At 64.6% G+C, this 18,395-nt stretch carries 17 protein-coding genes and 1 tRNA gene; 3 read left to right on the forward strand and 15 right to left on the reverse strand.

Annotation, left to right across the window (positions count from 1 at the left end; translation table 11 throughout):
* Positions 1–17 precede the first annotated feature (17 nt).
* Together E3T29_RS05660 and melA are read right to left on the reverse strand one after the other, a co-directional pair.
* The gene (locus E3T29_RS05660) at positions 18–890 is read right to left on the reverse strand and encodes a class II fructose-bisphosphate aldolase (RefSeq protein WP_134344601.1); all 873 of its coding nucleotides are present in this window, start codon (positions 888–890) and stop codon (positions 18–20) included.
* Positions 887–2,203: an alpha-galactosidase gene (gene melA, locus E3T29_RS05665; protein ID WP_134344602.1), complete on the reverse strand. Its 1,317-nt coding sequence runs from the start codon at positions 2,201–2,203 to the stop codon at positions 887–889. Before melA ends, E3T29_RS05660 begins: the two co-directional genes overlap by 4 nt.
* A 101-nt stretch (positions 2,204–2,304) precedes the next feature.
* Between melA and E3T29_RS05670 the strand changes: the two genes are divergently transcribed.
* A complete protein-coding gene (locus E3T29_RS05670; protein WP_134344603.1) occupies positions 2,305–3,171 on the forward strand; it encodes a DeoR/GlpR family DNA-binding transcription regulator in 867 nt (288 codons plus the stop codon).
* Between the two features lie 10 nt (positions 3,172–3,181).
* Here E3T29_RS05670 and E3T29_RS05675 read toward each other — a convergent pair whose 3' ends face one another.
* The 8 genes from E3T29_RS05675 to E3T29_RS05710 all read right to left on the reverse strand — a co-directional run bounded on the left by E3T29_RS05675 (position 3,182) and on the right by E3T29_RS05710 (position 11,490).
* Entirely contained in the window at positions 3,182–4,018 is an 837-nt protein-coding gene (locus E3T29_RS05675) for a carbohydrate ABC transporter permease (protein ID WP_134344604.1), read from the reverse strand.
* Positions 4,018–4,971 (reverse strand): carbohydrate ABC transporter permease, encoded by a 954-nt coding sequence (locus tag E3T29_RS05680; protein ID WP_134344605.1) that lies wholly within the window; start codon positions 4,969–4,971, stop codon positions 4,018–4,020. Before E3T29_RS05680 ends, E3T29_RS05675 begins: the two co-directional genes overlap by 1 nt.
* Positions 4,972–5,008: 37 nt before the next feature.
* The gene (locus E3T29_RS05685; RefSeq protein ID WP_166792331.1) at positions 5,009–6,217 is read right to left on the reverse strand and encodes an extracellular solute-binding protein; all 1,209 of its coding nucleotides are present in this window, start codon (positions 6,215–6,217) and stop codon (positions 5,009–5,011) included.
* 964 nt (positions 6,218–7,181) lie between these two features.
* A complete protein-coding gene (locus tag E3T29_RS05690) occupies positions 7,182–8,357 on the reverse strand; it encodes a site-specific integrase (RefSeq protein WP_241987663.1) in 1,176 nt (391 codons plus the stop codon).
* A 24-nt stretch (positions 8,358–8,381) separates the two neighbouring features.
* On the reverse strand, positions 8,382–8,576 hold the full coding sequence (locus E3T29_RS05695) for an AlpA family transcriptional regulator (RefSeq protein ID WP_134344608.1): 195 nt from the start codon (positions 8,574–8,576) through the stop codon (positions 8,382–8,384).
* Positions 8,577–8,771: 195 nt separating this feature from the next.
* Positions 8,772–8,843: transfer RNA gene (locus tag E3T29_RS05700), tRNA-Gln, on the reverse strand.
* Between the two features lie 104 nt (positions 8,844–8,947).
* Complete coding sequence (gene gltX, locus E3T29_RS05705; RefSeq protein ID WP_134344609.1) at positions 8,948–10,471, reverse strand: glutamate--tRNA ligase; 1,524 nt, start codon at positions 10,469–10,471, stop codon at positions 8,948–8,950.
* 77 nt (positions 10,472–10,548) lie between these two features.
* A complete protein-coding gene (locus E3T29_RS05710) occupies positions 10,549–11,490 on the reverse strand; it encodes a LysR family transcriptional regulator (protein WP_174776404.1) in 942 nt (313 codons plus the stop codon).
* 82 nt (positions 11,491–11,572) lie between these two features.
* Between E3T29_RS05710 and E3T29_RS05715 the strand changes: the two genes are divergently transcribed.
* Positions 11,573–12,712, forward strand: a complete 1,140-nt coding sequence (locus tag E3T29_RS05715) for an aminotransferase class V-fold PLP-dependent enzyme (protein WP_241987664.1) — start codon at positions 11,573–11,575, stop codon at positions 12,710–12,712.
* A 63-nt stretch (positions 12,713–12,775) separates the two neighbouring features.
* On the opposite strand, the gene E3T29_RS05720 is transcribed toward E3T29_RS05715, so the two are convergent.
* Both E3T29_RS05720 and E3T29_RS05725 read right to left on the reverse strand, forming a co-directional pair.
* Positions 12,776–13,483 (reverse strand): type 1 glutamine amidotransferase domain-containing protein, encoded by a 708-nt coding sequence (locus E3T29_RS05720; protein ID WP_134344611.1) that lies wholly within the window; start codon positions 13,481–13,483, stop codon positions 12,776–12,778.
* Between the two features lie 53 nt (positions 13,484–13,536).
* On the reverse strand, positions 13,537–14,571 hold the full coding sequence (locus tag E3T29_RS05725; protein WP_134344612.1) for an NADP-dependent oxidoreductase: 1,035 nt from the start codon (positions 14,569–14,571) through the stop codon (positions 13,537–13,539).
* 101 nt (positions 14,572–14,672) lie between these two features.
* On the opposite strand from E3T29_RS05725, the gene E3T29_RS05730 reads away from it, so the two are divergent.
* On the forward strand, positions 14,673–15,278 hold the full coding sequence (locus E3T29_RS05730; RefSeq protein WP_134344613.1) for a TetR/AcrR family transcriptional regulator: 606 nt from the start codon (positions 14,673–14,675) through the stop codon (positions 15,276–15,278).
* 107 nt (positions 15,279–15,385) lie between these two features.
* Here E3T29_RS05730 and E3T29_RS05735 read toward each other — a convergent pair whose 3' ends face one another.
* From E3T29_RS05735 to E3T29_RS05745, 3 genes are read right to left on the reverse strand one after another with little or no spacing between them, the layout of a single operon-like run.
* Positions 15,386–16,126: a fumarylacetoacetate hydrolase family protein gene (locus tag E3T29_RS05735; protein ID WP_134344614.1), complete on the reverse strand. Its 741-nt coding sequence runs from the start codon at positions 16,124–16,126 to the stop codon at positions 15,386–15,388.
* A gap of 40 nt (positions 16,127–16,166) precedes the next feature.
* Positions 16,167–17,264: a branched-chain amino acid aminotransferase gene (locus tag E3T29_RS05740; RefSeq protein ID WP_134344615.1), complete on the reverse strand. Its 1,098-nt coding sequence runs from the start codon at positions 17,262–17,264 to the stop codon at positions 16,167–16,169.
* The gene (locus E3T29_RS05745) at positions 17,261–18,331 is read right to left on the reverse strand and encodes a 3-isopropylmalate dehydrogenase (RefSeq protein WP_134344616.1); all 1,071 of its coding nucleotides are present in this window, start codon (positions 18,329–18,331) and stop codon (positions 17,261–17,263) included. The genes E3T29_RS05740 and E3T29_RS05745 overlap by 4 nt, the downstream gene beginning before the upstream one ends.
* Positions 18,332–18,395: the final 64 nt, after the last annotated feature.

Below are 18,395 nucleotides of genomic sequence, written 5' to 3' on the forward strand. Positions count from 1 at the left end.
TTGCGGTTCTGAGTAAGTCACTGCATCGGCCCGTTCTGATGCTCCGGGTCGACAACGACGCAGAGATGGGCGACGGCGCGGGCAACGGCCTCGCGGCCTTCCGCGAGGTATGTCCGGGGATCGGTAATCTCGGGGTTGAGCTGCAAGAAACGACGGATCTCGCGGGTGAATGCGACGTTCAACGCCGTTCCCACGTTCACCTTGCGGATGCCGGCACGTATCGCGCTCGTGAGCGTCGAATCGTCCACGCCGGAGGAGCCGTGCAGGACGAGGGGGACCGGAAGTTTGGCGGCCAGTGTACCGATAAGGTCCAGGTCGAGCCTTGCATCCTGGGTGGCCATCGCGTGCGAGCTGCCGACCGCGACAGCGAGTCCATCCACCGATGTTTCCCGGACAAAGTCACGGGCGTCGCCGGGATCGGTGCGCACGCCGGGCGTGTGGGCGCCGTCTTTGCCGCCGATCGTGCCGAGTTCGGCTTCGACCCAAAGGCCCAAGTCGTGGGCGCGCTGTGCGAGGGCGAGTGTGCGCTGCACATTCTGTGCGTACCCGAGATTTGAAGCGTCTATCATAATTGAGCTCACCCCAAGTTCGGCGGCCTGATCCATAGCTCGCTCGGCCAGCGCTAGGTCTTGGAAATGGTCGAGGTGGATGGCGATGGGGGCGGTGGATGCCACGCCGAGCCTGGCGCAGGCGGCCAGGATCGGCGCCAGCTGTCCCCCGTGAAAGTGGACAGCATTTTCGCTGACCTGTAGGAGAGCCTGTGCATTCGCACGTTCGACGCCTGCAACGATGCCTTCGGCGTGCTCCAGCGTGATCACATTGAATGCCAGAACGGCCCGCTTGTCGTTCACGGCCCCGGCGACAAGCTCCCTGGTGGTGGCGAGAGTCACAGCGCTTCCGCCGCCACGTCGACGCGAAGCGTCTCGTCGAGTAGGTTCCCGTGGGCGCGGACGAGTGCGTTGCACATGTCCCAGATCTGGTCCGGGCGCAGGATAGAGCTGGCGTTCGGGTCCATCAGAACTGCCTGACGGACCATCCGGGGGTTTCCCGTGAGCGCGGCCTCGATTGTCAACTCCGCCACGGACAGATAGGGCCGGTTCAGCGCCGCACATTGCGCGGGCAGCGAGCCCATCGCGTGCGGCGTCACTCCGGCAGCATCGACGGTACAAGGCACCTCGATTACCGCCCCCGACGGAAGGTTGTCAATCAGGCCGGCGTTCACCACATTGGCGTGGATCACCCGGCTCTCACCCGTGACGATCGAATGGATGATTTGCGGCGCGTATTCAATCGCCCCACGCTCGAGTTCCAGGGGCGCGCCCGTAGCGAGGGCCTGCTGGGCCGCCGCAAACGTATCGACGTTCGTCTCGCTGATTCCGATGTACGCCAGCGGGGTGAGTCGGTACCGGTCGATCTGGTCCGGCGATCGCAGGAACCAGGACAGGTACTCGGCGGAGTGCTCGCTAGACTCGGTCGGGTAGTAGCCGATGCGGCGAAAGATTTCCACCCGCACGCGACGCTCAAGTTCGGGATCAGCCGCGATCCGTGCCCGCAGGAGCTGGTAAAGGTCCTCGCCGTTCCGGGACCACTCGAGAATCCAGGCCTGGTGATTAACGCCGGCGGCGCGATAGTGCGTCTCCTCGAACGGGACCCCCACGAGGGCCGACATGCTCTGCACGGTCTTCGAGATGCTGTGGCACAGGCCAACGGTCTTGATCTCCGGCGCAACGGCCGCGGCCCACCCCACGTTCATGGCCATCGGGTTCGTGTAGTTGAGGAAGTACGCGTCGGGGCAGACGTCCCGGATGTCGGCCAGGATGCTGGTGAGCACCGGGAACGTGCGGAGGGCGCGGAACACTCCGCCGACTCCGGTCGTGTCGCCGATGACCTGGTTCAGGCCGTACGCCGCGGGGATCAGGAGGTCTTTCCTGGTGGCCTCGATCCCGCCCACCTGGATCATATTGATGACGAAATCCGAACCGACGAGCGCTGCTTTGCGGTCGAAGCCGGCGGTGATCGTGGCCCGGGTACCGAACCGCTCGTTGACCTGGCGGGCGGTCGCTGCCGCGACGGCGAGTCGGGCTCCATCGACATCCTGGAGAGAGATCTCGATGTCGGCGAGTTCGGTGAAGCTCAGCAGGTCCGCGATCAGCTGGCGCGTGAACACTGCGCTGCCTGCGCCGATGAGCGTCACCTTGGTCATTAGTAAATACTGCGACATACTGCGTGGTTCACGCAATATCACGAGCGTTTTGGCGCTAAAGTGGGCACAAACAATGCGCATTTAAGACAAGAAAGCGAATCATGTCCACTGACGGCTACTTCGAAGCCCATCCTCGCGCAGTATCGGTGAAGCGCTCCGACCGGATGCGATCGGTCCTGTCCGCGCTTCATGAGCAGAAGGCAGTCTCCCTGGCCTCTCTCGCCAGCGACCTCGGGGTGTCGGCCGCGACTCTCCGGCGGGATCTGGCCGACCTCGACGAGCAGGGCCTTCTCGTGCGAACCCACGGAGGCGCCCGCGCATTGGACTCCCACAGCGAAATTCCGGTCCGGCTTCGCGACACTCAGTTCAGGGAAGCCAAACAACGTATCGCCCGCCGCGCGGTCGAAATGATCCCCTCCGGGCCGTACGCCGTGGCGATCAGTGGCGGCACCACCACTGCGGAGGTCGCCAGGGCCCTCGGCAATCGCACGGAGTTGACGATCGTGACCAACTCGCTCACGACCGCTTTGGAGTGCGCGGCGCGGCCCCAGCTCAAGGTGATCATCACCGGCGGGGTCGTGCGGTTGAGTTCGTTCGAGGCCGTCGGGTCACTGTCGGAGAACACGTTCAAGGCGATCAACGTGGGCACGGCCATCCTCGGCACCGACGGCATCACGGCCGCCGGCGGGGTGACGACGCACGATGACACCGAGGCTCGCACGAACAACGCGATGGTCGCCAGCGCCCAGCGAGTGATCGTGGTCGCGGACGGTTCGAAGGTCGGGCGGGTGACGCTGGCGAAAATGGCGGACCTGTCCCAGATCAGCGACTTGATCACCGACTCGAATGCAGACCCGGTCGAGCTGGAGCGCATCGCCGACGCCGGCGTGCAGGTGCACGTCGTCGATCTCACCGGGGCGCGGCCGTCACGTCCCAGGCAGGCGAAGGGCGCCTCCCCGGACGCTTAGCCGGCCCCGGCTACTTCACGCTTCCGGCGAGCAGCCCACTGACGATGTACTTGTTCAGGATCAGGGCGATGGCCGCTGGAACGGCGATGGCGATGATTCCGGCGGCGCTGAGCAGCGAGAAGGGCACGACGTGCCTGCCCTGCAGCGCGGCGATGACGACAGTCAAAGGCTGCGTGGACAGGTCGCTCGACAGCACGAGCGGGAACAGGAACTGACCCCACGCGAACAGGAACGTGATGATCGCGGTGGAGATGATACCGGGCAGTGCCAGGGGAATCACGATGTGCCACAGGATCTTCATCCGGCTGGCGCCATCCATGGTGCCGGCTTCCTCAATGGCCAACGGAAGACTCGACATGTAGTTGTAGAGAATCCAGGTCGCGAGCGGGAGGAACCCCGAGACGTACACGAGCACGATGCCCGCATACGTGTTCACGAGGCCGAATGTGCTCAGGATGCGGTAGATCGGGATCAGGGTCGTGTACGCCGGGAATGCCATCGTGGCGAGCACGGCGTAGAACAGGATCTTCCCGCCCCGGAACTTCATCCGGGCGAATGCGTACGCCGCGAGCGTCGCCAGCACGACGGTGATCACTGTGGCCAGGGTGCACTCGATCAGGATGTTGATGGAGGACTGGCGAATCGCCGCTGCGGTCTCACCCTCGCCGGTGAGCAGCGCCAGGTAGTTGGACAACGTCGGAGTGGGCGGAACGTAGTTCGAGGGCTTCGAACTCACCTGGGCATCCGTTTGAAGGCTGGTGTTCAGCGCCCAGTACACGGGGACGAGGGACCAGAACACGATGAAGGCGACTCCGAACCATCGGAACCAGTGCGGACGGCGATTCATCAGTACTCCACAGGGCGGTAGACGAGCTTGAGAATTCCAAGCGACAGCACCAGCGTGACGATCGTGATGATGAGCGACAACGCGTATCCCTGCCCGAAGTCAAGGTTTTGGAAGCTGATGAAGTAGGTCTGCATGGTGACGGATGCTCCGGTGCTGGCAGCACCGTTGAGAATGTAGGGCTGGTCGAAGATGTTGAGGGTCGCGATCACCGCCTGCACCATCGCGATGGTGATGCCGGGCGCGGTGAGCGGCAGGGTGACCGACCAGAACACCTTCCACGGCGACCCGCCGTCCAGGCTCGCGGCTTCATAGAGTTCATCGGGGATGTTCTGCATTGAGGCCAGCACGAGCAGGGTGGAGAGCGGGGTGATCTGCCAGACCTGCACCATCTCGATGGCCAGGATCGTCATGAACTTGTTCTGGCCGAGGAAGACCTGGTACGTGTCGATCAGGTGCATGGACGTCAGCAGGCTGTTGACCAGGCCGGTATTGCTGTCCCAAATGTTGCTCCAGATAATCCCGTTGACCACGCCCGGGAGGGCCCAGGGCAGAATCAGCACGGCGATGAGCAGGGAGCGACCGAGGAACTTCTTGCGCAGGATGACCCCGAAGAACACCGCGAGCACCGTCGACAGGATGACGCCGACGAGCACGTAGATCACCGTGTTGCCCATGCTCGAGAGCACGCCGGCGTCGTTGAACAGGTTGACGAAGTTTTCAAAGCCGTTGAACTGCACGGGCGGATTCAGCGCCTGGTCCTTGAAGAACGAGGCCACGATCGTGAAGAGCGCGGGGATCAGGGCGAGGCTGATGATGAAGAGTGCGAGCGGGGTGACGAGCGCGTAGGGCAGGATGTCGAATCGGCCGCGCCGTTTGGCCCCGGGGGACGCGAGCTTCGCGCGTCCCCCGGGGTCTACGACTGGGGCGTTCTTGATCCGGGTATCAGTGTTCACCGTTGCGTTTCAGGTCCGGTTGCGCGTCGGGTTCGGGTCACGAGCCGCTTGAGAGCTTGTCAGCGGTGTCGGAGATCGCCTTCATCGCATCCTTGACGCTCATGGAGCCCGCTGCGGCCGCGTGCAGGTTCGTGTTGACCGCTCGGGAGAACTCGGGGTACCAGGCGGGCGCACCCTCGGGGAAGACCGGCCGGGCGCTGTCCTTGAGAATCGAGGTCAGCACGTCTCCGCCTGCCAGCTTGCCGTCCGCGGTGAGCTGCTCGATGGCGCTCAGGCGGGAGGGCAGGAAGTAGCCGGGGAATACGTTGTCGGGGCCTTCGCCGCCGGCGAATCCGTACTGGGCCTTCTGGGAGGTGAACCACTCGATGAACTTGGCGGCCGCCTCCTTGTACTTGGCGGTGACGGGAATCCCGATGCCATCCGGGTTGCTGACGTTCGGTCCGACACCGTCGACGCCGGGCGTGGGCAGGTAGGTGACCTTGCCGACGACGCTGGACGTGTCGGGGATGTCGTAGAGGCTGCCGACGTTGCCGGAGTAGTCGGCGAACGTGGATGCGACGCTGCCCTTGGCCATGAGGGTCTGCTGGCCCTGCGTGTCGCTCACGTTGATGTTTCCCGGGGGAACGAGCCCGGACTTGACGCCGTTGACCATCCACTCGGCCGCCTTGTAGCCGGCGGAATCGGGGTCAGAGAACTGGGGCTTGCCGTCGCCGTCGAGAACGGTTCCACCGAACGCGGCCGTGGTCTGGTACCAGTACGTGGACAGCCCTTCCGCCGCGGCGAAGGGGATGTTCAGGGGGTGCTCGGCTACGCCGCTCGACTTCAGCTTCTCCATGTCCGCGGTGTATTCCGCGATGGTGGTCGGCATCGTCGTGATTCCGGCCTTCTCGAACATCTCCGTGTTCACCGTCGTGGTGAGGAAGGAGGCGTCAAAGGGGATGCCGACAACGTGCCCGTCCGACACGAAGGAGTCCAGCTGCGGCATGTCCTTCTTGTAGGCGTCAGTGTCCAGATAGTTTTCCAGAGGCTCGAACCACTTCAAGGCGCCCAGCTGCCCGACTCGCGACCAGTCCACGTCCGTCGCGTCGGCGAAGTACGTCTTGGCGGCCGATGAGGCTGCGATCTTGGTCTGGAGGCTGTCCCAGTCGATGGTCGACCACGTGACCTTGATGCCGGTTTCCTTGGTGAACTCGGCCAGAGCGGCCTCAGGCGGCGAAGCGGTGAACAGGGCAACGGTGATAGTCACACCCTCGGTCTGTGAGGAAGACGTGTTCGCGGCGGGCGAGCAGCCAGCAAGGCCGAGGCCGAGGATGGTCGCACCTGCCAGAACAGCGCCAGTCCGTGTGTGTTTGCGCAAAAAAGCCATTTCAACCTTCCGATCCTGGAAAGCGCGGAAGGGCGCTCACCGCTGGTAACCGACCCATGACGATGCTGTCAAGTGAAAAAACTGTCCCACACATTGCGCACTCCTGCAAGAAATGTGCAGTAAAACTGTTCGTTTTATACATCGGTGCGTCAAAAGTGAACGATTGGTCGGCAGTCGGTTCGGTCCCCATCAACGATGGCTTTGATACCACGGCTCTTCATTTAGTTCTGGCCCGGCGGACATGTCACCGTGAGAATGACGGCCGTAGAACCTGGCAATCTTGATCTCACCTTCTCCGACCGAGGTGCCATCGATAACGAAACGAAGTACCGTCGCATTCTGGTTGGGTCCTCCGCGGCTGGCCCTCAAGTCATCGCCACAGCATATCGGCATGCCTCTGTTCCATCTGCGACGGGTGCGGTGGGAAACGTATCGCTCAAAGCTCCGTCGTCGGCCACCGAATCGAGTTTGGGTAGTTCGAACGACATAGTGACTCCATTCACAGCTGTCTCGTATCCCTAGGGATCCGTGACGTCTCACTTTCATCCCATGACCCCCTCCGCGGTCAGCGAAAATATGCGTCGAGCCGAATCTCACAACCATGTCGCATAACCGCATGCCCCGCATGTGGTGATCGGCAATGGTTATGAGGCACAAGAGAATTCCATCATCCGCGAGTTCAACATGGTGCGGGCACTTGGCGTGAAGCCACCCAAGAGTCCCTCTTTGAACGGAGGCAGCTAGCCCTTGATCTGTGCGCTCGACTGACACGTCGCTTCAAGAAATGAGGCCAAGGCCAGCCTGGTCCGTGCCCTGGCGGCGACTCGACACCGACGTTTGGTGTTCAGCCACCCAGAACCTCATCTAGAATCTCGGCCGTCACCGGGTCGACCATGTCGGCCGTGACCACGTAGCTGTTTCGAGTGGTCTGCTCGTTGGCATGACCGAGTAGTCGGGACGCCAGTGTGATCCCGGCCGCCCGCTCGATCAGCGTGGCGGCCGTGCGCCGATAGATGTGCGTCGTGTACTCGTCGATGTCAACGCCCAGGCCAACAAGGTGAGAGCGCTCATCCCCCACAAATGCGCGAAGCAGGCGCTCGTAGTTACTGACGCTCAGCGAGCGGCCCGTCTTGGTGGGGAACAAGAAACCCTCCGAATCAGGCTCGGCAAGCGCCAGCCTTCGCCGCACGGCCGCCGCGGCCATCGACGGCAGAGCGATGCTTCGCCGTTGCCGGGACCGCTTGGGCGAGTTCTTGCGGTGCGTGCCTTGCGCCTTATTACTCACAATCGTTCCGTTCACGATGAGCGTCGGTGGCAGCGTCGTCATGTCAACATCGCAGCGGCGTAGGCCGATACATTCACCGACGCGCAGCGAGGTGCCGATCATGATGTCCATGCCGTCGATCAGGGCGCGATAGTTCGGCCTGGGACCGTCGTTCCGTGTGAACCGCCACACCTGCATTCGCTGGCGGATGCCGGTGATCTGGGCGGGCGTGAGAGCGGATTCCTTGCGCGGTGACATCGGCAGACGTTGCACGTCGCGCACAGGGTTCTGGGGCATGGCGTCGTCGCGCACGGCGTAGCCGCACAGCAGGCTCAGCACCGCCCGGGCACGACGTGCTTTCGAGATCGTCTCCTCCTCAAGAATCCGCTGCAGGATGCGGTCGCACCGACCTACGGTCAGCCGTTCGAGACGCACTCCCCCGCACCGCGGCACAATGATCACGCGGGCCGTCGTCTCGTACGATTCGTAGGTCGAATACGACAAACTGCCCGCCTTGGCACGAGTGAGGACCTGCGACAGCCAGAGCTCAACAGCGTCGGCAATCGTGCTCGACGGCGAAAGTGCTCCGGCACCCCCAGTAGCCATCGCCCCGGCCTGACGATGGACCTCGGCGACTGCTTCATCCCAGGTAGCGGCCGTCACGGCGATGCGATGCAGGGCACCGCTGTCGTCATGGCTGGAGGCTCGGGCTCGAAAGCGCCCGCTGGTCAGCCGCCTCACGTCGATGGCGCCCACCTCACCGGCGGTGATATCTGTGGCCTAGACATGACGGTGCTCGTGAACCCAGGTGAGAACGTCCTGCACGTCGTACCGCACGAGCCGGCCGAGCTTGAGATAGGGCGGCTCAGTCTGCAGCAGGCGCCAGTCCTCAAGCGTGCGCTCGGACATTCGGAGCAGCTCGGCAAGCTCGCGCTGGGTGAGAAACGTGGGAGTGATTTGCGTCGTCGTGTCCATACGCAATAGGTGCGCCAGGGAGCTCGTGAGCGGCCCGACCGAGCCGGGACAAGCCCGTATGGGGCCGGGCACAACAACGCCCAAACAATCCCCGAGGGGGTTTTGGTGTAGTTTACGGTGATTCGGCCTGTTTCGGTCCTACCGGACAGGGTGGGCGATAAGTGATTTCGCCGCGGAATCCTGCGCCTGTTAGTGCTGGGGTACCTGGACTCGAACCAAGAACAAATGAACCAGAATCATCCGTGTTGCCAATTACACCATACCCCAATGCCTAATCCGAAGATCGGGCCGAGTAGTAGCCTAGCTCACTCGGGCCGGAGAGGCCAAACCGGGGTATCCCCCGGCGAGTCGAAGCCCCTCCGGCCCGAGCGTCAGGCTGCCGAAATTGCAGCTAGGGCCCGATCCAGGCGGTCCAGGGTCTCGGCCCGACCGAGGATTTCCATGGATTCAAACAGCGGCGGCGAGATCTTGCGACCCGAGAGCGCGACGCGCAGGGGCCCAAAGGCAACGCGCGGCTTGAGGCCGAGGCCTTCAATGAGCGTCTCGGCAAGCAGGGCGTGTACGCGATCGGTAGTCCATTCCGCAGACGGAATACTTTCCAGTGCGGTGCGACTTGCGCCGAGAATGTCGGCGGCGTTCTGCGGGAGCGAGGCGAGGGCATCCGCTTCGAGAACCAGGTCGGCGCCGGTCACGAACAGAAATCCGAGCATGGAGGGGGCTTCGCCGAGCAGCGCGATGCGCTCCTGGATGAGCGGTGCTCCCTGGGCGAGCAGGGCCAGTTCGGCCTCGCTCGGATTCTCGCCGAACACGCCGGCGGTCACCAGGTAGGGAACCAGGCGGGCAGCGAAGTCGGCAGCATCGAGCTGGCGAATGTGGTCGCCGTTGATCGACTCGGCTTTCTTGAGGTCGAAGCGGGCCGGGTTCGGGTTGACATTCACGACGTCGAAGGCGGCCGTGAACTCATCGATCGAGAAAACGTCGCGGTCGTGCGAGAGCGACCAGCCCAGCAGGGCGAGGTAGTTGAGCAGGCCCTCGGGGATGAATCCACGGTCGCGGTGCAGAAACAGGTTCGCCTCGGCGTCACGCTTACTGAGCTTCTTGTTCTTGTCGCCCATGACGTAGGGGAGGTGGCCGAAACGCGGCACGAACGTGGTCACGCCGATGTCGATGAGCGCGTGGTACAACGCGATCTGGCGCGGCGTCGACGAGAGCAGGTCTTCGCCTCGCAGCACGTGAGTGACGCCCATGAGCGCATCGTCGACCGGGTTGACGAGGGGGTAGAGCGGATGCCCGTTCGGGCGCACCACCACAAAGTCGCTGAACGAGCCGGCCGGAAAGATGATCTCACCGCGCACGAGGTCGTCGAAGGAGAGCTCGGTGTCCGGCACGCGCAGGCGGAGCGCCGGGGAGCGGCCCTCGGCCCGATAAGCGGCCTTCTGGTCTTCGGTTAGGTCGCGCTCGAAGTTGTCGTAGCCCATCTTGGGGTCGCGCCCGAGGTCGCGGTTGCGCTTTTCGATCTCTTCGCCGGTGACGAAGCTCTCGTAAATGTGGCCGCTGTCCTTGAGCTTCTCGATGACGCCGAGATAGATGTCGTAACGCTCGCTCTGGCGGTACGGCGCCTGGGGGCCGCCGACGTCGACGCCTTCGTCCCAGTCGAGCTGCAGCCAGCGCATGGCGTCGACGAGTTGCAGAAAGCTGTCTTCGCTGTCACGGGCGGCGTCGGTGTCCTCGATGCGGAAGATCATCTTGCCGCCAGTGTGCCGGGCATAGGCCCAGTTGAACATGGCGGTGCGGATGAGGCCCACGTGGGGCGTTCCGGTCGGCGAGGGGCAGAACCGCACGCGAACGTCGGTTCCGGTGGCGGTTGAGAACGGGTGTGCAGTGGTGTCAGACATTACTCATGATTCTAGTTGCGCGATTCCTGACCTACTTCTTTCCGGGCCCGGGCCCAGAGATGGGCCCGGGATCCGAACTAACGTCCAACCAGCGAGATCGCATCAAGCACGCGCAATGCCGCAGCCAGGGCGGGCACGCGCTCGGCCCGGGCCGCCGTCACGGCGTGCAGGTTGCGATGATCACGTCCGGTCGTGGCGCGAATCGAGACACCCGTGCGCCGGCCGACGGACTCGATCGCGAGGGCCGGCAGCAGCGCAACACCGATGCCCGCTTCGACGAGGCCGAAGACGGCGGCAACGTTGTCAGTCTCGTAGCTGATGCGCGGCACGAATCCGCGCCGATCGCACAGGTCGAGCAGGTGTCCACGGCAGCGCGGGCAGCCGGCCACCCAGTTCTCGTCGGCGAGCTCGCCCAGGTCGATCGGGGTAACGCTGTCAAGCGGATGCCCCACCGGCAGCACGAGCATCATCTCATCTCGCCGCAGGGTCGCCACCCGCAACCCCTGAGCGCTATCCCGGTGCGGATCCACCCGGTCCCCCGGGTAACTGAACGTGATGGCCAGATCGGCACGGTTCTCACGCACGGCGGCGACGGCCTCCGGCGGCTCCGCCTCCAGATAGGTGACGCTGATCTGGGAATGCCGCGCCTTCATGCGGGCCAGCAGGCTCGGCACCAGGGTAGCGGATGCCGACGGAAACGCCACGAGACGCACGAGCCCGGCGCGCAGCCCCTGCAGCTCGGCGATCTCCCCGGCCGCCGCATCGAGCGCGGTGGCCACGGTCACGGCGTGCCGCGCCAGCACGAGGCCGGCTTCGGTGAGGCGAACGCCACGCCCGACCCGCTCAACCACGGAGAGTCCGAGCCGCTGCTCAAGCCGTTTGAGCTGCTGACTCACGGCCGGCTGGCTGTAACCGAGGGCGACGGCCGCTGCGGTGATGGATCCGGTTTCGTGCACCGCCCGCACGACCCGCAGGGCGTTGGCGTCGAGGTCGGGGCTCTCGCCGGGCAGATGCATCATGCGCTCAATCATAATCGCTGGTTATGCATTGCATCGAATACTGACCGTTGTCGCATGAGTACTGGGTGGTCACACTAGAAATATGAGCCCTGCAGCAACGAGCACGAGCAGCCCCACCGCCAATACGGCCACCCACCCGGACCCCGGCATGATCGCTTACACGAGCACGAGCACCGTGACCCTCGCCGAAGCCCGCACCCGCTACACTTCGGGCCGCGGCTACCTCGCGGCCTGCACCCTCGGACTGCCCACGATCGAAACGATCGCTGCGATGCGCGCCGATACCGAGGCCTGGGCCGGCGGCCAAGCCTGCGCCTCCCGTTACGGTGAGGTCGTCGAGCGGGTACGCGTCGGGTACGCCGATCTGGTGAACGTCACACCCCACAGCGTGGCGATCGGCTCGCAGACCTCGGTCATGGCGGGATTGGTCGCCGCCAGCATCCCCGATGGCGCCGAAGTCGTGCTGCCGCGTGGCGACTTCAGCTCGATGGTGTTCCCGTTCCTCGCCCAGGCGCACCGGGGAGTGACCGTGCGGCAGGTGGATCTGACCGACCTGGCCGCGAGCCTCACCGCGAACACGTGGCTGGTCGCGTTTTCGCTCGTGCAGTCCGCCACCGGAACCCTCGCCGACAGCGACGCCATCCGGGCCGCCGCCCGCGTAACGGGCACCTTCACCCTCTGCGACACCACCCAGGCTACCGGGTGGATGCCGGTCGACGCCTCGCTGTTCGACGCCACCATCTGCCACAGCTACAAGTGGCTCGGCGCCCCGCGCGGCGTTGGGTTCTTCACGGTCGCCGAGACTTTCGCCGCACAACTGCACCCGATCAACGCCGGATGGTACGCGGGAGACGACCTGTGGGCCTCCTGCTACGGTCCGGCGATGGCGCTTGCTTCCGATGCCCGCCGGTTCGACGTGTCGCCGGCCTGGCCCGCCTGGGTCGGCGCCGAGCCGGCCATCGACCTGTTCCGCAGCCTCGACCTGGCCGAGGTGGCCACCCACAACGTGGCCCTCGGCGACGCCCTGTGTGATGGACTCGACCTGCCCCGACTCGGCCAGGCCATCATCAGCTGGCCGGATGCCGGTGGCCGCGACCTCGCTCGCCTCACCGCCGCCGGCCTCACAGCTTCGGGTCGGGCTGGCCGCGCCCGCGTGGCGTTCCACCTCTGGAACGATCGGGACGACGTGGACGCCGTGCTGGACGCGCTGCGCCGCGGCTAGACAACGCCGGGCGAACATTCACTGTCGGCGACGTCGTGCCCCTGGGCCCGACGTCGCCCGCCGTTATGCCTTATCGGCGACGGCCGCGATGATCGCCTCGGCGAGGGCACCCGACGAAGCAGGGTTCTGGCCGGTGTACAGGTTGCGGTCGATCTCCATGTGCGGCGCGAATGATTCACCGGCGATGAAATCGGCTCCCAGTTCGACCAGGCGGCTCTGCACGAGCCACGGAGCCTTCGGAGCCAGTCCGCCGAGAACCTCTTCGGCGTCGGTGAAGCCGGTCATCCGGTAGCCGGTGAACGGCCAGCTGTCGTCGGCGCGCTTGGCGGCGAGCAGCGCGGCTGGAGCGTGGCATAGTATGCCGAGGATGCGACCGGTGTCGAGCGCTTCGGTGAGAATGCTCCCCGACACGGCGTCGACGGCGAGGTCTTCCATCGGGCCGTGACCGCCCGGGTAGAAGACCACGTCGTAATCGCCAACGTTGATGTCGTCGAGGCTGAGCGGTTCGTCGAGCTGAGCGGAAATGGTTCCGATGTAGTCGATGAGCTGCGCCACACGCTCCTCTCCGCCGGCCGCCTCCGCACGGAGGCTGACCGCATCGATTGTCGGAGCCACACCGCCCGGTGTGGCGATGCTGATCTGCCAGCCGGCCGCAGTGAACAGGCGGTGCGGCTCAGCGAGCTCCTCTGCCCAGTATCCGGTGGGGTGCTGGCTGCCGTCAGTGAGGGTCCAGTGGTCAGCGGCGCTGACTACGAAAAGTACGTGAGTCATAGTGTCTCCATTTTCTGTGAAATCTTTCGTGGAATCGTGCGTGTTGATTCGGCTCAGAGCGCCGGAACAGTTTCGCCCGTGCGCACGACCATCTTTCCGGTGTTCTCGCCGCGCATGAGGCCGAGGAACGCAGCGACGGTGTTCTCGACGCCGTCGACGATGGTCTCGTCGAAGACGATCTCGCCGGAAGCCAACCAGTTCGCCATCTCGGCGGAGAACGCCGGGAGGTGCGACCAGTAGTTGCCGATCGTGAAGCCCGTGAGGGTGAGGCCGCGGGTGACGATGTTGGACATATTATTGGGGCCGGCCGGGGCATCCGTGCTGTTGTAGAGCGAGATCGCGCCGCACAGGGCAGCACGCCCGCCGTCGTTGAACGACGCGAGGGCGGCCTCGAGGTGTTCACCTCCGACATTGTCGTAATAAACGTCGATGCCGTCTGGCGCTGCGACGGCCAGCTGGTCCGTGATGGATCCGTCCTTGTAGTTGAACGCGGCGTCAAAGCCGTACTTGCTGGTGAGCAGGGCGACCTTCTCGGGCGATCCGGCCGAGCCGATGACGCGCTTGGCCCCCTTGAGCCGGGCGATCTGGCCGACCATACTGCCGACCGCGCCCGCTGCGCCGGAGACGAACACGGTGTCGCCTTCTTTGAGCTGTGCGATCTCGAGCAGGCCGACATAGGCAGTCAGTGCTGTCATGCCGAGCACGCCGAGGTAAGCGGAGGCCGGAACGCCGGGGAGCTCGGGAACGACCCTGAAGCCGGCGGCGTCCTCCTGCACCAGGTCACGCCAGCCGTACTGATGGGTGACGACGTCGCCGATGGCGAACGCCTCGTTTGCGGAGGCGATGACGCGGCCGACAGCCGCGCCGGTCATGGTCTCACCGAGCACGAACGGCGGTATGTAGCTCTTCACATCGTTCATCCGGCCACGCATGTACGGGTCGACGGAGATGAATTCATTCGCGACTCGAATCTGGCCGACTGCAAGCTCCGGCAGGTCGACGGTCACGGTGCGGAAGTCCGCATCCGTCGGCCAACCGACGGGACGATTTACGAGCTGGATCTGGGTACTGACGGTATTTGACGCCATGGTAGGCTCCTCTACTAGTTCTAGAACGATCGTTTTACTATATAGTAGACTCATCGGTACACAAAATTGTCCGATCGTCGGACAGGATTCAAGGAGCGAACATGGGGCGGATGCAGACCTTTGACAGCGGAGTGGTCGTGCAGGCTGCGCGAAACCTGTTCTGGGACAAGGGGTTCGACGGCGCATCCCTGGCCGAGCTGGAGGCGGCCACGGGCGTCGGGCGGTCCAGCCTGTACCACGCGTTCGGGAGCAAACGCGGGCTCTTCGACGCGGCGGTCACCGACTATCTGGAGACGGTGATCCGGCCACGGCTGGCCGGATTGCGAGCGAGCCCCCGCGATTCCTCAGCCCTGCTCGAGTACTTCGCCGGCCTCGCCCGCGCAACGGTCACGCAGGCCCCCGACTCAGCGCAGACCGGATGCCTTCTGGTCAATTGCGCCGCCAGCCTCGCTGCCCACGACGAGCCGACTCGCGCAGTCGTGGAGGGATATCGCATCGAACTGGCCGAGGCGTTAAGACACGCGCTCGAAAACGCCGCAGCCCCGTCGCCGTCAGCGGCGGAATCCGTCGACGAGCGCGTGCGCAGCCTGACTTCCTTGTCGATCAGCGCGATGCTGATGGCCCGGGTCAACCGCGACGAGGCGATCGCCCTGCTGGCCACGGCGTCGAACCAGATCAGGGACTGGTTCCCGGACCCTGTGATCTGAGCCACAAGATCAAGTTATTTGTCCGGGCGCACCTTGTGTAGCCAGGCGCAGGTTAAACGATGCGCCCAGCTACCGAACCTGCGCCCGGAGCGACGGGGCGCACGAACTCAGGCCGGACGAACGACCGGGTTCACCAGGGTTCCGATGCCTGCGATGGACATCGAGACCGTGTTGCCGTCCTCGACGGCGGCGGCGGTGTCCATCGGCCCGGCCAGAATCACGTCGCCCGGCAGCAGGGTGAACACGCTGGAGGCGTACGCGACGAGGGCGGCGACGGTCTCCTCCGTCGGGGTCGAATCGTCGTCGCCGAGCTCCACCGCCTGAAATTCCTCATCGTTGATCAGGCCGCGCAGCGGTGTGGCCGCGTCGTCGAAGTCGGTCTCAATGACGGGTCCGAGCGGGAGGAAGGTGTCGAAGGCGCCGGCCCGGGTCGTATCCCGCTCGGCGAGGTCGGTCGCAGTGACGACCGTGGCGACGGTGTAGCCGAAGACGCGGCCGGTGGCATCCGCTACCGAGACATTCTTGGCAATCTTGCCGATAATAATGGCGAGTTGGCCGTCGACCTCGACACGTTCGGAGGCTGCCGGCAGCACGATGGCGTCGCCCGGCCCGACGACGGCGGTGTTGGGCTTCAGTACAAACACCGGCTCGGCGCCCGCCTGCTGCACCGCGACGATCTTGGAGCGTGGAATCACCGGGGCGAGCAGTTTCACGTCAGCCAAAGCCACGCGGTCGCCGGTGGTGTCGAAGCCGGCGAACATCGGGTCGCTCGCGAGCACGACCAGTTCGTGCTCGTCAACGATGCCGAACGCAATGGCGCCCTGATAGCTATAGCGTGCGATCTTCACGTTGTGCGCCTTCCGCGGCCCCGAGACAGGGCCAAAAGCTTCAGTTTAGTCGAGTGAGCCAGCCGTGACGATCGGGCACGCGTCCATACTGAATGTCGGTGAGTTCTTGCCGAAGCGACAGGGTGATCTGACCGGCGGGGGCATCCGGGTCGCCGATGGTGAAGTCCTTCGCCTTGACCTGACCGATCGGCGTGACCACGGCGGCGGTTCCGCAGGCGAAGACCTCGGTGATGGCGCCGGATGCGACACCCTCACGCCACTCCCCCAGGGTCACCTCGCGCTCCTCCACGGTCATTCCGCGGTCGCGTGCGAGCTGCATGATGCTGTCGCGGGTGACGCCCTCGAGGATGGATCCGGTCAGGCGCGGCGTGACAAGCGTGTCGGTGCCGTGCACGAAGAACACGTTCATGCCGCCCAACTCGTCGATGTGGCTGCCGGTTTCACCGTCGAGAAAGAGCACCTGGGCGCAGCCGTTCTCATAGGCCTCCATCTGCGGCAGCAGCGAGGCGGCGTAGTTTCCGCCGCATTTGGCGGCGCCGGTCCCGCCGCGGCCGGCGCGGGAGTACTCGGTCGATAGCCAGATCTTCACCGGGGCGACGCCGTCGGCGAAGTAGGCGCCGGCGGGACTCGCGATCACGTAGAAACTCACCTTGTGGGCGGCACGCACCCCGAGAAAGCTCTCATTGGCGATCATGAACGGACGCAGGTACAGGCTGGTCTCGGGCGCCGAGGGCACCCAATCGCCGTCGATCGCGATCATCTGCTTGACCGACTCGATGAAGTCTGCCACCGACAGTTCGGGCAGCGCGAGGCGGTGGGCGGAACGCTGGAGACGCTGCGCATTTTTTTCGGGCCGGAAGGTCCAGATCGAATTGTCGGCGTGCCGGTAGGCCTTGAGGCCCTCGAAAATCTCCTGGCCGTAGTGCAGCACCGAGGAGGCGGGGTCGAGCAGCAAAGGGCCGTACGGGGTGACCCGTGCGTCATGCCAGCCGGCTTCGACCGACCAGTCGATCGTTACCATGTGGTCGGTGAAGTGCTTGCCGAAGCCCGGGTCGGCCAGAATCTCTTCCCGTTCGGTCTCGGCGCGCGCGTCGGTCGACGGAGTGAGGGCAAAAGTCAGGGGGAAAGTCACGGTCATTTCAGTACCTTGTCTGTCAAAAGGGTCACGATGGCGTCTCCCACCTCAGCGGTGCTGCGTCGCACGAGAGCGGAGCGGCGAGCAAGGTCGTCGGCGACCGCCTCGTTGACGTGAGCCGCGGCATCCGTCAGCCCGAGATGATCGAGCAACAGTGCCACCGAGAGGATGGCCGCGGTCGGGTCGGCGAGTTGCTGGCCGGCGATATCGGGGGCCGAGCCGTGCACAGGCTCGAACATGCTGGGAAAGCGACCCGTCGGGTTGATATTGCCGGAGGCCGCCAAGCCGATGCCGCCGCTGATTGCCGCTGCCAGGTCGGTGAGAATATCGCCAAAAAGGTTATCGGTGACGAGTACATCGAATCTACTCGGATTCGTGACGAAGAAAATGGTCGCCGCGTCGACATGCAGGTAATCAACCGCAACCTGGGGGTACTCGGCGGCCACCTCGTTCACGATGCGCTGCCACAGGCTGCCGGCGAAAACGAGCACGTTGGTCTTGTGCACGAGGGTGAGGCGTTTGCGCTCGCGACCCTGGGCCACCTCGAAGGCGTACCGCACAACGCGTTCCACCCCGTAGGCGGTGTTCACCGACACCTCGTTGGCGACTTCCTGCGGCGTGCCGCGGCGGATGGAGCCGCCGTTGCCCACGTAGGGGCCCTCTGTACCTTCGCGCACGACGACGAAGTCGACCACGCCGGGCGCGGCGAGCGGGCTCGTGACGCCGGGGTAGATCGTGCAGGGCCGCAGGTTCACGTAGTGGTCGAGTGCGAAGCGCAGGCCGAGCAGCAGCCCACGCTCGATGTTGGCGTCTTTCAGGCGTGGGTCGCCGGGAACGCCGCCGACAGCACCGAGCAGAATCGCGTCGTGCTGCTGGATCGACGCGAGGTCGGCATCCGTGAGTACATCCCCGGTTTCGAGGAACCGCGCGGCGCCCAGCTGAAAGGTGCTCGTCTCAATCGTGACGTCATCGCGGGCAGTGACGGCGCCGAGTACCTTCACGGCCTCGGCGACAACTTCCGGTCCAATCCCGTCTCCGGGAATGACAGCGAGTTTGATAGTACGAGACATGTGGCTCCGAAACAGTCAATGATCACCTGAATTGCGTATAGTCAAACCTTACCTTTCTCACCGA

It is taken from the genome of Cryobacterium sp. TMT1-66-1 (assembly GCF_004403435.1).
GTDB classification, from domain to species: domain Bacteria; phylum Actinomycetota; class Actinomycetes; order Actinomycetales; family Microbacteriaceae; genus Cryobacterium; species Cryobacterium flavum.

Coding starts and splice junctions, on each gene's coding strand:
- E3T29_RS05720 (WP_134344611.1), bottom strand. CDS start 13,483: ATGACTCACGTACTTTTCGTAGTCAGCGCCGCTGACCACTGGACCCTC.
- E3T29_RS05710 (WP_174776404.1), bottom strand. CDS start 11,490: ATGATGCATCTGCCCGGCGAGAGCCCCGACCTCGACGCCAACGCCCTG.
- E3T29_RS05740 (WP_134344615.1), bottom strand. CDS start 17,264: ATGACCGTGACTTTCCCCCTGACTTTTGCCCTCACTCCGTCGACCGAC.
- E3T29_RS05695 (WP_134344608.1), bottom strand. CDS start 8,576: ATGGACACGACGACGCAAATCACTCCCACGTTTCTCACCCAGCGCGAG.
- E3T29_RS05725 (WP_134344612.1), bottom strand. CDS start 14,571: ATGGCGTCAAATACCGTCAGTACCCAGATCCAGCTCGTAAATCGTCCC.
- gltX (WP_134344609.1), bottom strand. CDS start 10,471: ATGTCTGACACCACTGCACACCCGTTCTCAACCGCCACCGGAACCGAC.
- E3T29_RS05670 (WP_134344603.1), top strand. CDS start 2,305: ATGTCCACTGACGGCTACTTCGAAGCCCATCCTCGCGCAGTATCGGTG.
- E3T29_RS05715 (WP_241987664.1), top strand. CDS start 11,573: ATGAGCCCTGCAGCAACGAGCACGAGCAGCCCCACCGCCAATACGGCC.
- melA (WP_134344602.1), bottom strand. CDS start 2,203: ATGACCAAGGTGACGCTCATCGGCGCAGGCAGCGCAGTGTTCACGCGC.
- E3T29_RS05675 (WP_134344604.1), bottom strand. CDS start 4,018: ATGAATCGCCGTCCGCACTGGTTCCGATGGTTCGGAGTCGCCTTCATC.
- E3T29_RS05730 (WP_134344613.1), top strand. CDS start 14,673: ATGGGGCGGATGCAGACCTTTGACAGCGGAGTGGTCGTGCAGGCTGCG.
- E3T29_RS05745 (WP_134344616.1), bottom strand. CDS start 18,331: ATGTCTCGTACTATCAAACTCGCTGTCATTCCCGGAGACGGGATTGGA.